General features: G+C 70.5%; 5 protein-coding genes, 1 tRNA gene and 2 rRNA genes. 7 read left to right on the top strand and 1 reads right to left on the bottom strand.

Features of this window, described 5'->3' with window-relative positions; genetic code table 11:
* The 3 genes from BM385_RS04255 to BM385_RS04245 form a co-directional block, all read left to right on the top strand.
* A 23S ribosomal RNA gene (locus tag BM385_RS04255) occupies window positions 1-170 on the top strand; the annotation flags it as partial.
* A gap of 52 nt (window positions 171-222) precedes the next feature.
* Window positions 223-339: ribosomal RNA gene (rrf, locus tag BM385_RS04250) — 5S ribosomal RNA — on the top strand.
* 3 nt (window positions 340-342) lie between these two features.
* Window positions 343-415: transfer RNA gene (locus BM385_RS04245), tRNA-Thr, on the top strand.
* Window positions 416-544: 129 nt separating this feature from the next.
* Here BM385_RS04245 and BM385_RS04240 read toward each other — a convergent pair.
* On the bottom strand, window positions 545-3,154 hold the full coding sequence (locus BM385_RS04240; RefSeq protein WP_019436514.1) for a SpoIIE family protein phosphatase: 2,610 nt from the start codon (window positions 3,152-3,154) through the stop codon (window positions 545-547).
* Between the two features lie 315 nt (window positions 3,155-3,469).
* On the opposite strand from BM385_RS04240, the gene BM385_RS04235 reads away from it, so the two are divergent.
* From BM385_RS04235 to BM385_RS04220, 4 genes are all read left to right on the top strand, one after another.
* The gene (locus tag BM385_RS04235) at window positions 3,470-9,001 is read left to right on the top strand and encodes a HAMP domain-containing protein (RefSeq protein WP_175542918.1); all 5,532 of its coding nucleotides are present in this window, start codon (window positions 3,470-3,472) and stop codon (window positions 8,999-9,001) included.
* A 391-nt stretch (window positions 9,002-9,392) separates the two neighbouring features.
* Window positions 9,393-10,070 (top strand): response regulator, encoded by a 678-nt coding sequence (locus BM385_RS04230; protein WP_019435072.1) that lies wholly within the window; start codon window positions 9,393-9,395, stop codon window positions 10,068-10,070.
* A gap of 156 nt (window positions 10,071-10,226) precedes the next feature.
* Window positions 10,227-12,899: a DNA translocase FtsK gene (locus tag BM385_RS04225; RefSeq protein ID WP_093842209.1), complete on the top strand. Its 2,673-nt coding sequence runs from the start codon at window positions 10,227-10,229 to the stop codon at window positions 12,897-12,899.
* Between the two features lie 154 nt (window positions 12,900-13,053).
* Window positions 13,054-13,875 carry a helix-turn-helix domain-containing protein gene (locus BM385_RS04220; protein ID WP_093842208.1) on the top strand — a complete coding sequence of 274 codons (822 nt, stop codon included), beginning with the start codon at window positions 13,054-13,056 and terminating at the stop codon, window positions 13,873-13,875.
* Window positions 13,876-13,891: the final 16 nt, after the last annotated feature.

Below are 13,891 nucleotides of genomic sequence, written 5' to 3'. Positions count from 1 at the left end.
GGGAGGGATAACCGCTGAAAGCATCTAAGCGGGAAGCCTGCTTCGAGATGAGGGCTCCCACCCACTTGATGGGGTAAGGCTCCCTGTAGACGACAGGGTTGATAGGCCAGATATGGAAGCCTTGTGAGAGGTGGAGTTGACTGGTACTAATAGGCCGAGGGCTTGTCCTCAGATGCTCGCGTCCACTGTGAAATTTTTTCTTCGATGACAACCTTTTAGTGTTTCGGTGGTCATGGCGGAGGGGAAACGCCCGGTTACATTCCGAACCCGGAAGCTAAGCCTTCCAGCGCCGATGGTACTGCATGGGGGACCGTGTGGGAGAGTAGGTCGCCGCCGAACAATGCCCCAATAGCTCAGTCGGCAGAGCGTCTCCATGGTAAGGAGAAGGTCAACGGTTCGATTCCGTTTTGGGGCTCAGCGAAAGCTCGAAGAAGAAGGCCCCCGCCACGAGGCGGGGGCCTTCTTCGTTTTCTGCTTCTTATATTCGCTCACTGCGCGCCACTCGTGTGCGGGTGCCGGCCGTCCGGCCGGCACCCGCAGCACGTCATTCCGGAATGCGCAGGGTCAGAATGGCCATGTCGTCCGACGGGGCGTCGGACGCGAAGCGTTCCACGGCGCGCAGGACGCGGGCCGCCACCGCGCCGGCGGTCAGGCCCGTACAGTTGCTCAGCACCTCGGCCAGGCCGTCGTCGCCCAGCATGCGGGTGCCCTCGCGGCGTTCGGTGACGCCGTCGGTCACACAGAGCAGGACATCGCCGGGGTTGAGCATGGTGTTCTGCTCGTACAGCTCCAGGTCCTCCATCACACCGAGCAGCGGCTGCGGATCGGCCGCGGCCTCCACCCGGCCGTCCTGCGTCAGGCGCAGCGGCAACGGGTGGCCGGCGCACACCATCTTCAGCAGCGCGCCGCCGTCCGGCTGCGGCCACAGCTCGCCGTACAGCAGGGTGAGGAAGCGGGACCGGGCACCCTCGTCGAGGATCGCCGCGTTGAGCCGCTCCAGTACCGCCGGGCCGCCCAGGCCCTCCCGGGCCAGCAGCCGCAGCGCGTGCCGGGCCAGCCCGGTGACCGCCGCGGCCAGCGGGCCCGTGCCGCACACATCCCCGATCGCGAACCCGTACGCTCCCTCGCGGATCGGGAAGACGTCGTAGAAGTCGCCGCCGACCTCGTTGCCCTCGCCCGCCGCGCGGTAGATGACCTCGACGTCGACGCCGTCGATCTCCGGCAGCTCCGGCGGCAGCAGGCTGCGCTGGAGGGACTGGCTGGTGGCGGTGCGCTCGCTGTAGAGGCGGGCGTTGTCCAGCGCCAGGGCGGCCCGCCGGGAGAGGTCCTCGGCCAGCTCCAGGATGTCCTGGCGGAACCGCTCGTCGGCGGGCTGGCCGAGCGCCAGCAGGCCGATGACCCGGTTGCGGGCGATCAGCGGCAGCAGCACCGTCTCCCCGCCCACCGCCGCCGCGGTGGCCAGGCTCGGGCCCGGGGTGCGCGGCGCCGGCAGCCGGCCCATCGCCAGGCTGCGCAGCGAGCTGCGCAGGGCGGTGTTGTGCGCGGCGTCGGACGGCGCGGTCCAGGGGCGGACCCCGAGACGGATGTCGGGGTCCGGCGGGTCGACGCGGGAGAGCAGGTCCTTGATGCCGTCGATGCGGTCCTCGTCCTCGTGCAGCACGTAGGACAGGACGGGCTCCGAGGCGGACTCGGCGATGGTGTAGACGGCGCACCAGGTGGCCAGGGTGGGCACCACCATCTGGGCCATGAGGGCGAGCGTCTGGTCGCGGTCCAGGGTGCCCGCGAGCAGTTCCGACGCCTCCACCAGGAAGGACAGCGAGTTGCGGCGCAGCCGTTCCAGCTCGGTGAGCCGGGCGGACTCCACGGCGAGTGCGATGCGGTCGGCGGCGAACTGCAGACGCAGGGCCTCCTCGTTGGTGAACCGGCCCGGGGTCTCGGAGGCGACGCCGAGGGAGCCGGTGAGCCGGCCCTCCACCTTCAGGGGCACGGTGACCACGGCGTGCATGCCGGTGCCGGACAGCAGCGGGACGGCGCCGGGGGAAAGGGCCAGGTCCTCGTGGACCGAGGGCATCCGGGCCGAGCCGTACCGGCCGCTGCCGGCCTCGACCGGGACCCGGGCGAACCGCTGGCGGGCGGCGGGCAGGCCGGTGGTGGCGCGTACCTCCAGCTCGGTTTCGTCGTCGGTGGCCAGCAGCAGGAAGGCGGCGTCGCCGTCCAGGAGGTCGCGGGCGCGCTCCACGGTGCGCTGGAGGAGGCCGTCGAGGTCGTCGGGCGGCGGGGAGCCGATGAGGGCGTCCAGCGGGTCGCTCTGCGGCCGGTCGCCGCCGTCGGAGCTGTTCCCGGTGCGTACCGGGACCCGGGTGGGGGTCTGGAGGATGGCGCGCTCGCGGTCGTGGACGATCAGACAGACCGTGGAGGGCTCGCCGCGGGCGTCGCGGACCCGCAGGTGGCAGGCGTAGACCGGGACGGTGCGTCCCTCGCTGTCGCGCAGCCCGTAGCTGCCCTCCCAGCGGGAGAGGGACAGGGCCTCGGCGATGCCGGTGCCGGTGCCGGGGGTCTGCGGCCAGGCCGCGAGGTCGGCCAGCGGTTTGCCGACGACCTGCTCCGGCGGGTACCCGAACAGGGACTGGGCGTCGCCGTTCCAGGCCGTGACGGTGTCGGTGCGGTCCACCTGGATGACGGCGACCTTGACCCGGGTCTCGGCCAGCGGCAGCGCCTCGGCGGGCAGCGGCGGCCCGGCGGCGCGGGTGCCGGCCGGGAAGGTCTGCTGTTCGAGGCGGAACCACACGCACTTGTCGGCGGTGGTGTAGTCGACGCCCCAGCGGGAGGCGAGCGCGGCGCACAGCATCAGCCCCCGGCCGCCCTCGCTGTTGAGGTCACGGCCGCGGCTGCTCTCGCCGAGCGGCAGTTCGCGCTCGGGATGGCGGTCGATGATCTCGAACCGTACGCCGGTGTCGTCGCGCAGGCAGCGGACCTCGGCGGCGGTGCCCGCGTGGATGACGGCGTTGGTGACCAGCTCACTGGTCAGGACGACGGCGTCCTCGATCAGCTCGGCGAGCCCCCAGCCCTGGAGGGTGTCCCGGACGAAGCCGCGCGCCGTGGCGACCGAACGCCCAACCGGCTCGAAGGTGGCAGCGGCTCGCGCGGTGATCACGTCACTCCCCCAAAAAAGGTCTCTCGTCGCTAGCGGCGCCTCGTCGAGGGGCCGGAAGCCAGGTTACTGACGTCGACCGCCCGCGCGGGCCGCGGATACGGTGATTTCCCCCCGACCGGGATACGCGGGTGTGCGATGCTGCCGAACTGTTATCGCCCGGTTCTTCGAGGGTGAAACACTGGGAAGGCTCGTTGAGGTAAGCCCGGGCGAAATGGTCGATCCTGCAGGAGGGACACAGTGGTGTCTGAGGGAGCGGTGGCACGCGCCGGTAAGAGTGGGCGCGGCGGTAAGTCGCGGGGGAGCGGCACGGTGGAAGTGGACGCCGTGGCGCTGGGCCGGCTGCTCTCCGCTCTGGAGTCGATGCGGGACGGGAACTTCCGCCGGCGGCTGACGGTCGCCGGCGAGGGGCCGATGGCGGAGCTGGCGGCCGTGTACAACGAGGTCGCCGACCGTAATCTTCATCTCACCGGCCAGCTGTCGCGGGTGCGGCGGGTGGTGGGCCGTGAGGGCAAGCTCACCGAGCGCATGGAGTCCGGCGTCAGCGACGGTGCCTGGGCGAAGGCGATCGACGACGCCAACGAGCTGGTGGACGATCTGGTCCGGCCGATGGCCGAGGTGGGCCGGGTGCTGTCGGCGGTCGCCGTCGGTGACCTGGATCAGCGCATGGAGCTGCGGGCGCCGGGCGGCAACGGTGCGGCGCGTCCGCTGCGCGGTGAGTTCCTGAAGGTCGGGCGTACGGTCAACAGCCTGGTGACGCAGCTGTCGGAGTTCACCGACGAGGTGACCCGGGTGGCCAGCCAGGTGGGGACCGAGGGCAAGCTGGGCGGCCAGGCGCATGTGCCGGGGGTCTCGGGTACCTGGAAGGACCTCACCGAATCGGTGAACCAGATGGTGCTGCGGCTGACGGCCCAGGTGCGGGACATCTCCACGGTCACCAAGGCCGTGGCGGACGGTGATCTGTCGCAGAAGGTCACCGTGCATGTGGAAGGGGAGATGCAGGAGCTGAAGAACACCGTGAACTCCATGGTGGATCAGCTCTCCTCCTTCCAGTCAGAGGTGACGCGGGTGGCCCGTGAGGTGGGCACCGAGGGTCAGCTGGGCGGCCAGGCGCAGGTGGAGGGCGTGGCGGGGGTCTGGAAGGACCTGACCGACAACGTCAACACGATGGCCACCAACCTCACGGCGCAGGTGCGGGACATCGCGCGGGTGACGACGGCGGTGGCCAATGGTGATCTGTCGCAGACGGTGCGGGTGAGCGCGCGCGGTGAGGTGGCGCAGCTGGCGCGCACGGTCACCGACATGAACGGCACGCTGCGGAATTTCGCGGACGAGGTGACGCGGGCGGCGTCCCAGATCGGCAGCGAGGGCCGGCTGGACGCGCAGGCCCGGGTGCACGGGGTGGCCGGTACGTGGAAGGAGCTGACCGACTCCGTCAACGACGCCTTCCGGAATCTGACGGCGCAGGTGCGGGACATCGCCGAGGTGACGACCTCGGTGGCGAACGGCGACCTGTCCAAGAAGGTGACCGTGGACGTCTCCGGCGAGATGCTGGAGCTGAAGACGACGGTCAACACGATGGTCGACCAGCTGTCGTCGTTCCAGTCCGAGGTGACCCGGGTGGCGCGGGAGATCGGCCACGAGGGCGCGCTGGGCGGGCAGGCGTCGGTGCTGGGGGTCGCCGGGGCGTGGAAGGACCTGACGGACTCGGTCAACACGGCGTTCCGGAACCTGACGGCGCAGGTGCGGGACATCTCGCAGGTGACGAAGGCGGTCGCGAACGGCGATCTGTCGCAGAAGGTCACGGTCGATGTGTCGGGCGAGATGGCCGAGCTGAAGAACACCGTGAACACCATGGTGGATCAGCTGTCGTCGTTCGCCGAGCAGGTGACGCGGGTGGCGACGGAGGTCGGTATCGAGGGCCGGCTGGGCGGTCAGGCGCGGGTGGACGGGGTGTCCGGCACCTGGCGGCAGCTGACGGACTCGGTCAACGACATGGCCACCAATCTGACGGATCAGGTGCGCGGGATCGCGCAGGTCACGATGGCGGTGGCCGGGGGTGACCTGTCGCGGAAGATCACCGTGGACGCGCGGGGCGAGATCCTCGAACTGAAGAACAGCATGAACACGATGGTGGACCAGCTGTCGATGTTCGCGGCCCAGGTGACCCGGGTGGCCCGGGAAGTGGGTACGGAGGGGCGGCTCGGCGGCCAGGCGATGGTGGCCGGGGTCGGTGGTGTGTGGCGGGATCTGACGGATTCCGTCAATGACATGGCGACGAACCTGACGAGCCAGGTGCGCGGTATCTCGGAGGTCGCCAGGGCGGTGGCGCGCGGCGATCTGTCGCGGAAGATCACCGTGGACGCGCAGGGCGAGATCCTGGAGCTCAAGGACACCCTGAACCGGATGGTGGACCAGCTGTCGTCGTTCGCGGAGCAGGTGACGCGGGTCGCGCAGGAGGTGGGCACCGAGGGCCGGCTGGGGGGCCAGGCCCGGGTGGACGGGGTGTCGGGGACGTGGAAGGACCTGACCCAGTCCGTCAACAGCATGGCGAACAATCTGACCGATCAGGTGCGGGGCATCGCCGAGGTGATGAAGGCGGTCGCCGACGGCGACCTGACCAAGAAGATCATGGTGGACGCGCGGGGCGAGATCCTGGAGCTGGTGACCACGGTCAACACCATGGTCGATCAGCTGTCGTCCTTCGCCGACCAGGTGAGCGGGGTGGCCCGTGAGGTGGGCACCGAGGGTCAGCTGGGCGGCCAGGCGCGGGTGCGTGGGGTGTCGGGTACCTGGAAGGACCTGACGGACAACGTGAACGTGATGGCCAGCAATCTGACGATGCAGGTGCGGGGCATCTCGGACGTGGCCACGGCGGTGGCCAACGGTGATCTGTCGAAGAAGGTCACCATCGAGGCGAGCGGTGAGGTGGCGCAGCTCGCCGACACGGTCAACAAGATGGTGACGACGCTGTCGTCGTTCGCGGACGAGGTCACCCGGGTGGCCCGTGAGGTGGGGACCGAGGGTCAGCTGGGCGGTCAGGCCAGTGTGCCGGGCGTCTCGGGGACCTGGCGGGATCTGACCGAGTCGGTGAACCAGATGGCCACCAACCTGACGCTCCAGGTGCGGAACATCGCGGATGTGACCACCGCGATCGCGCGCGGTGATCTGACGAAGAAGATCGACATCAACGCCCAGGGCGAGATCCTGGAGCTGAAGAGCACCATCAACACGATGGTCGATCAGCTGTCGCTGTTCGCGGATCAGGTGATCCGGGTGGCCCGCGAGGTGGGTACGGACGGGCAGTTGGGCGGCCAGGCGGTGGTCCGCGACGTGGACGGCTCCTGGAAGGACCTGACGGACTCCGTCAACGAGATGGCGGGGAACCTGACCCGGCAGGTGCGCGGTATCGCCCGGGTGGCCACGGCGGTGACCCGGGGCGATCACACGGTGCGGATCGACACCGACGCGGCCGGGGAGATCCTGGCGCTCCAGGAGAGCGTCAACACGATGATCACCAACCTGCGGGACACCACGAAGGCCAACGACGAGCAGAACTGGCTCAAGAGCAACCTGGCCCGGATCTCGGCGCTGATGCAGGGCCGCCGCGATCTGAAGGATGTGGCCGGGCTGATCATGAGCGAGCTGGCTCCGGCGGTGTCGGCGCAGCACGGGGCGTTCTATCTGTCGATGCCCGCGGACGCGGAGTCGCCGGTGGTGGCGGGTCCGGACGACGGGGACGGGTTCGAGCTGCGGCTGATCGGCTCGTACGGGTACGCGGCGGGGGCGCATCCGACGTCGTTCCGGCCGGGTGACTCGCTGATCGGTACGGCGGCGGCCGAGCGCCGGACGATCATGTTCGGGCCGACGCCGGAGGGATATCTGGCGATCTCCTCGGGTCTGGGGCAGGCGCCGCCGGCGCAGGTGATCGTGCTGCCGGTGGTGTTCGAGGACCGGGTGCTCGGGGTGCTGGAGCTGGCCACGTTCGGTGAGTTCACGGTGATCGAGCGGGACTTCCTGAACCAGATGGCCGAGATGATCGCCGGCAGCGTCAACACGATCAGCGTGAACACGCGGACGAAGATGCTGCTGGACCAGACGCAGGAGACCGCCGACAAGCTGCGCATGACGCGCAACGAGCTGGAGGAGCAGCAGAAGGCGCTGAAGAACTCCAACGAGGAGCTGATGCGCAAGGCGGATCAGCTGGCGCGCACCAACCGGGACATCGAGGTGAAGAACTCGGAGATCGAGGACGCCCGGCAGGTGCTGGAGGAGCGTGCCGAGCAGCTGGCGCTGTCGATGAAGTACAAGTCGGAGTTCCTGGCGAACATGTCGCACGAGCTGCGGACGCCGCTGAACTCGCTGCTCATCCTGGCGAAGCTGCTGGCGGACAACGCGGAGGGCAATCTCTCGCGCAAGCAGGTGGAGTTCGCGGAGACGATCCACGGCGCGGGCTCGGATCTGCTCCAGCTGATCAACGACATTCTGGATCTGTCGAAGGTCGAGGCCGGCAAGATGGATGTGTCGCCGGCGCGGATCGCGCTGGTGCAGCTGGTCGACTACGTGGAGGCGTCCTTCCGGCCGCTGACGGCGGAGAAGAACCTGGAGCTGTCGGTGCGGGTGTCGCCCGAGCTGCCGCCGACGCTGCACACCGATGAGCAGCGGCTGTTGCAGGTGCTGCGGAATCTGCTGTCGAACGCGGTGAAGTTCACCGATACGGGTTCGGTGGAGCTGGTGATCCGGGCGGCGGGTACGGAGGTGCCGTACGAGATCCGTGAGCAGATGCTGGCCAACGGTTCGATCGAGAGCGCGGACGCGCCGCTGGTGGCGTTCTCGGTGTCGGACACCGGGATCGGGATCGCGGCGAGCAAGATGCGGGTGATCTTCGAGGCGTTCAAGCAGGCGGACGGCACCACGAGCCGCAAGTACGGCGGTACGGGCCTGGGGCTGTCGATCAGCCGGGAGATCGCGCGGCTGCTGGGCGGGGAGATCCACGCGGCGAGCGAGCCGGGGCGCGGGTCGACGTTCACGCTCTTCCTGCCGCTGCACCCGACGGAGCTGCCGCCGCCCGGCTACCGGCAGCTGACGGAGGGGGCGCCGGTGCTGGACAGCGCGCAGACCCGGGAGGCGATCGCGCGGAAGGCGGCCGAGCGGCGGGCGCTGGAGGCGGCGCGTGCGGCGGAGCACGAGGTGGTCGTGGAGGTGGCGCCGCCGGTGGCGGGGCCGGCTCCGGCCCCGGTGGCCGGTGCCCCGGCCGTTCCGGCGCTGCCGCGGGCGCGCGGGAGCCAGGAGCAGGAGCCGGGCGGGGAGGAGCAGCGTACGGAGGCGTCCTCCGCGGCCGAGCGGGCGGCGGCCACCATGACGCGGCGGTTCCGTGAGCCGGCCGTGCCGGAGGAGTCCGGGGCCGGTGAGGGGGCGCAGGCGGGCGTGCCGGGGAAGGAGGCCGTGCGCCGGCGGCGGGAGTTCCACGACTTCCGGGGCCGCAAGGTGCTGATCGTCGACGACGACGTGCGCAATGTGTTCGCGCTCACCAGCGTGCTGGAGCAGCACGGTCTGTCGGTGCTCTACGCCGAGAACGGGCGGGAGGGCATCGAGGTGCTGGAGTCCAACGAGGACGTGGTGCTCGTGCTGATGGACATCATGATGCCGGAGATGGACGGGTACGCGACGACGGCCGCGATCCGGCGGATGCCGCAGTTCGCGGGGCTGCCGATCATCGCGCTGACCGCGAAGGCGATGCAGGGCGACCGGGAGAAGAGCATCGAGTCGGGTGCCTCGGACTATGTGACCAAGCCGGTGGACACCGATCACCTGGTGGCCGTGATGGAGGAGTGGATCGAGCGGAAGTGACCTGTCCCACGGGCGGTGTTGGCGGAACCTTCGCGGACCGGCGGGCGTTGACGGGGTGCGGTTCACTCTGTTCGCCGGTCCGTGGCCCGCGTGGTATGGTGACGCAGCGCAATGCGCTGATCACCGGGCGCCTTGTGTGGTCGGTTGCTGACACGGCGGGCAGGGCGATCGCCCGTGGAGCGGGGACCTGGCCGAAGTGATTTCGGCTTCCCGTGACGAAGCGGGGCCCACCGAAGGCCGCCGCCCCCTGGGCAGGTGACCGGGATCGCTGGCGGTCCCGCTCGCGTGGGTGCCAACATGTCCGGCACAGGAACGGGCGGCGTGCACAACCACGGCCGCCCTGGACAGCGGCGCGCCACGGCGGCGCCGCGAGGGGCGAGGAGGACGGGCCATGGTGCAGAAGGCCAAGATCCTCCTGGTCGATGACCGGCCGGAGAATCTGCTGGCGCTGGAGGCGATCCTCTCGGCGCTCGATCAGACCCTGGTCCGGGCATCGTCAGGGGAGGAAGCGCTCAAAGCGCTGCTCACAGACGATTTCGCGGTGATTCTGCTGGACGTTCAGATGCCGGGGATGGACGGTTTCGAGACCGCCGCGCACATCAAGCGGCGGGAGCGTACCCGGGACATCCCGATCATCTTCCTCACCGCGATCAACCACGGTCCGCACCACACCTTCCGCGGTTACGCGGCGGGTGCGGTGGACTACATCTCCAAGCCGTTCGACCCGTGGGTGCTGCGGGCGAAGGTCTCGGTGTTCGTCGAGCTGCACATGAAGAACGTGCAGCTGCGCGAGCAGGCGGCGCTGCTGCGCCGGGAGCTGGAGGGCGGTGCCGCACCGGCCGACACCACCGAGCGCGGCCCGGGCGGGCTGCTGCCGGAGCTGTCGGCGCGGCTGGCGGCCGTGGAGGAACAGGCCGAGGCGCTGTCGAAGGAGCTCGCGGAGTCGGGCGGCTCGGCGGCGGTGTCCACGGCGGCGCATCTGGAACGGAAGCTGTCGGGGCTGCGCAGAGCGCTGGACGCTCTGGAGCCGGGAGCCGGTGACCCCGGTCCGGCCGACGAATCCCCGTGATCGTACGAGGCGTCCCGGTCCGGTGACGGCACGCGCGGCGTGCCGTCACCGGACCGGTGGCGCCGGACGGCTTCCGGCGGGCGCGGTGGCGCCATGCGGGGGTGCCCGCGAGCGGTGTCCGTGCTCCGGCGCGAAGTCCCCGGTAATCTGCCCCTCATGGCTTCAGGTACGTCCGGCAGGAGTTCCCACAGCGCGAGCGCCGGGCGCAGCGGCGGGGGAGCCAGGAAGACGGCGCCCGCCAAGCGAGCGCCCGCGAAGAAGACGGCTGCCCGCAAGCCGCCGGCCAGGAAGAAGGCCGCGCCCCGGCGGAACATCGTGGTGCGGGTGGTCCGCCGCGTCTGGCTGGGCATCGCCCACTCGGTGGGGGCGATGATGCGCGGTATACGGAGCGGCACCAAGGGGCTCGACCCGGATCTGCGGCAGGACGGGCTCGCCCTGCTGCTGCTGGGCCTGGCGCTGATCGTGATGGCTGGCACCTGGGCGAACCTCCAGGGCCCGGTCGGCGACCTCATCACCTTGGTGATCACCGGTGCGCTGGGCCGGATGGACCTGGTCTGCCCGCTGCTGCTCGGCTTCATGGCGGTGCGGCTGTTCGCCCACCCGGAGAAGCGGGAGGCGAACGGGCGGATCGTCGTCGGGCTCACCGCGCTGGTCCTCGGTGTGCTCGGCCTGGTGCACATCGCCACCGGGGCGCCGGGGCGCAGCGAGGGCGCCCAGGCGCTGCGCGACACCGGCGGCTATCTCGGCTGGGCGGCGTCCCGGCCGCTGATTCTGACGCTCGGTGAGATGCTGGCGGTGGCCCTGCTGGTGCTGCTCACGGTCTTCGGGCTGCTGGTCGTCACTGCGACGCCGGTGAACGCCATTCCGCGCCGGGTGCGGCAGGCCGCCGTGCGGCTGCGGATCTACGCCGAGGACGGCGACGGGTATGTCGAGGACGCCGGGCACGGGAGCGAACGTCCCGGACGGGCCCGGCGCCGTCCGCGCCCGGCGGAGCAGGAGCCGGCCGACGAGGCGGAGGCGCTGGAGCAGGAGGCCCTGGAACAGCGCCGTACCGGGCGGGGGCGCAAGGGCAAGGCGGCGCGCGAGCGGGACGGGGACCCCATCGATGTGGCCGCGGCGACCGCCGCGGCGCTGGACGGTGCGGTACTGCACGGGGTGCAGCCCTCGCCGCTGGTGGCCGATCTCAGCAGCCGGGTGACCACCGGCCGCTCGCGTAGCCGGCAGCAGGCGGAGGGCGCGGCGCCGCCCGCGCAGCGCTCGCCGGGCGGCGGGGTGCCGGATCTGACGAAGGCCGCGCCCGAGCAGGTGGAGGTGCTGCCGCCGCGTGCCGAACAGCTCCAGCTGGCCGGGGACATCACCTACGCGCTGCCGTCGCTGGATCTGCTGGAGCGGGGCGGCCCGGGGCGTACCCGCAGTGCCGCCAACGACGCGGTGGTGGAGTCGCTGACCACGGTGTTCAGCGAGTTCAAGGTGGACGCGGCGGTCACCGGGTTCACCCGTGGGCCGACGGTGACCCGGTACGAGGTGGAGCTGGGTCCGGCGGTGAAGGTGGAGAAGATCACCGCGCTGACCAAGAACATCGCGTACGCGGTGGCCAGTCCCGATGTGCGGATCATCAGTCCGATTCCCGGCAAGTCGGCGGTCGGTATCGAGATCCCCAACAGCGACCGGGAGATGGTCAATCTCGGGGACGTGCTGCGCACCGCCGATTCGGTGGGGGACACGCATCCGCTGCTGGTCGGGCTCGGCAAGGATGTCGAGGGCGGCTATGTGGCGGCGAATCTGGCGAAGATGCCGCATCTGCTGGTGGCCGGCGCGACCGGGTCCGGCAAGTCGTCGTGCATCAACTGCCTGATCACCTCGATCATGCTGCGGGCCACGCCGGAGGAGGTCCGGCTGGTGCTGGTGGACCCCAAGCGGGTGGAGCTGACGGCGTACGAGGGCATTCCGCATCTGATCACCCCGATCATCACCAACCCGAAGCGGGCCGCCGAGGCGTTGCAGTGGGTGGTGCGCGAGATGGATCTGCGGTACGACGATCTGGCCGCGTACGGGTTCCGGCACATCGACGACTTCAACGCGGCGGTGCGGGCGGGGAAGGTGACGGCGCCGCCGGGCAGCGAGCGCGAGCCCGCCCCGTACCCGTATCTGCTGGTCATCGTGGACGAGCTGGCCGACCTGATGATGGTGGCGCCGCGCGACGTGGAGGACGCGATCGTCCGCATCACCCAGCTGGCGCGGGCCGCGGGGATCCATCTGGTGCTGGCCACGCAGCGGCCCAGTGTGGACGTGGTGACCGGGCTGATCAAGGCCAATGTGCCCTCGCGGCTGGCGTTCGCGACCTCCTCGCTGGCGGACAGCCGGGTGATCCTGGACCAGCCGGGCGCGGAGAAGCTGATCGGCAAGGGCGACGGGCTGTTTCTGCCGATGGGGGACAGCAAGGCCACCCGCATGCAGGGCGCGTTCATCACCGAGGCGGAGGTCGCCGCCGTGGTGAAGCACTGCAAGGAGCAGATGGCGCCGGTGTTCCGGGACGACGTCACGGTCGGCGGCTCCGGGCGGAAGAAGGAGATCGACGAGGAGATCGGCGACGACCTCGATCTGCTGTGCCAGGCGGCGGAGCTGGTGGTCACCACGCAGTTCGGTTCCACCTCGATGCTCCAGCGCAAGCTGCGGGTGGGCTTCGCCAAGGCCGGGCGGCTGATGGATCTGATGGAGTCGCGGGGCGTCGTCGGGCCGAGCGAGGGGTCCAAGGCGCGGGATGTGCTGGTGAAGCCGGACGAACTCGCGGGAGTGCTCGCGGTGATCCGGGGTGAAACTCACTCATAAGGCGTAATTCGCGGCGTCGTGGGCGGTGCGGGCGCCGTCGGGGCGGGACCATTCGGTTGGCGGACAATGTTCACCGGCCCGCTTGCCCGTTCCTTCGGCGTCCCCCCTAGACTTGTGCGCACAGCACGCGGTATCACGCTCGAAAGGCCCGCCCGTGTCCAACGGCACTTCCCCCGCCAAGGACCGGCCTTCCGTCGGTCGCACTCTTCAGCAGGCCCGGATCGATGCGCGGCTGACCGTTGACGAGGTCAGTTCCGCCACTCGGGTGCGGGCTCAGATCATTCACGCCATCGAGGCGGACGATTTCTCCCGCTGCGGCGGCGACGTCTACGCGCGCGGGCACATCCGGATGATCGCGCGTGCGGTCGGGCTCGACCCGGCCGAGGTGATCGCGCTGTACGCGGAGCAGGAGGGCGAGGCCACGCTGCCGCCGCCCACGGCGCCGGTCTTCGAGGCCGAGCGGATCCGGCCCGAGCCGCGCCGCCCCAACTGGACGGCCGCCATGGTGGCGGCGATCGTCGCCGTGATCGCGTTCGTCGGCTTCACCTTCGCCGGCGGGGGCGGCGACGGTTCGGCCGGGTCGGTGGCCAACGAGAGCCCGTCGCCCTCGCCGACCGCCGAGGACGGTGGGGAGGGCGCCGAGCAGGAGAGCGAGGCACCGCCCGCCGATCCGGAGCCGGACCCGTCGGACGAGGCGGTCGCCGGGGTGCCGGCGGACAAGGTCACCGTCGTGGCCACGGTGGAGAGCGGATCGAGCTGGATCTCCGCCAAGGACGCCAGCGGCCGGCTGCTGTTCGAAGGGGTGCTGGAGGACGGCGACTCCCAGACGTTCGTCGACGACGAGCAGATCGACCTGGTGCTCGGCAACGCGGGCGCGGTGCAGCTGCACGTCAACGGCAAGCCCCTGGAGAGCGTCGGGGAACCCGGCCAGGTGCAGCGGCTGACGTATACCAAGGGCGACCCCGAGGAGGGCTGACCGCCCCCGCCCGCTC

This window comes from Streptomyces harbinensis (assembly GCF_900116145.1).
GTDB lineage: Bacteria > Actinomycetota > Actinomycetes > Streptomycetales > Streptomycetaceae > Streptomyces > Streptomyces carpaticus.
The sequence above is the reverse complement of the archived record's forward strand: the minus strand, read 5'-3'. Positions and strand labels throughout refer to the sequence as shown.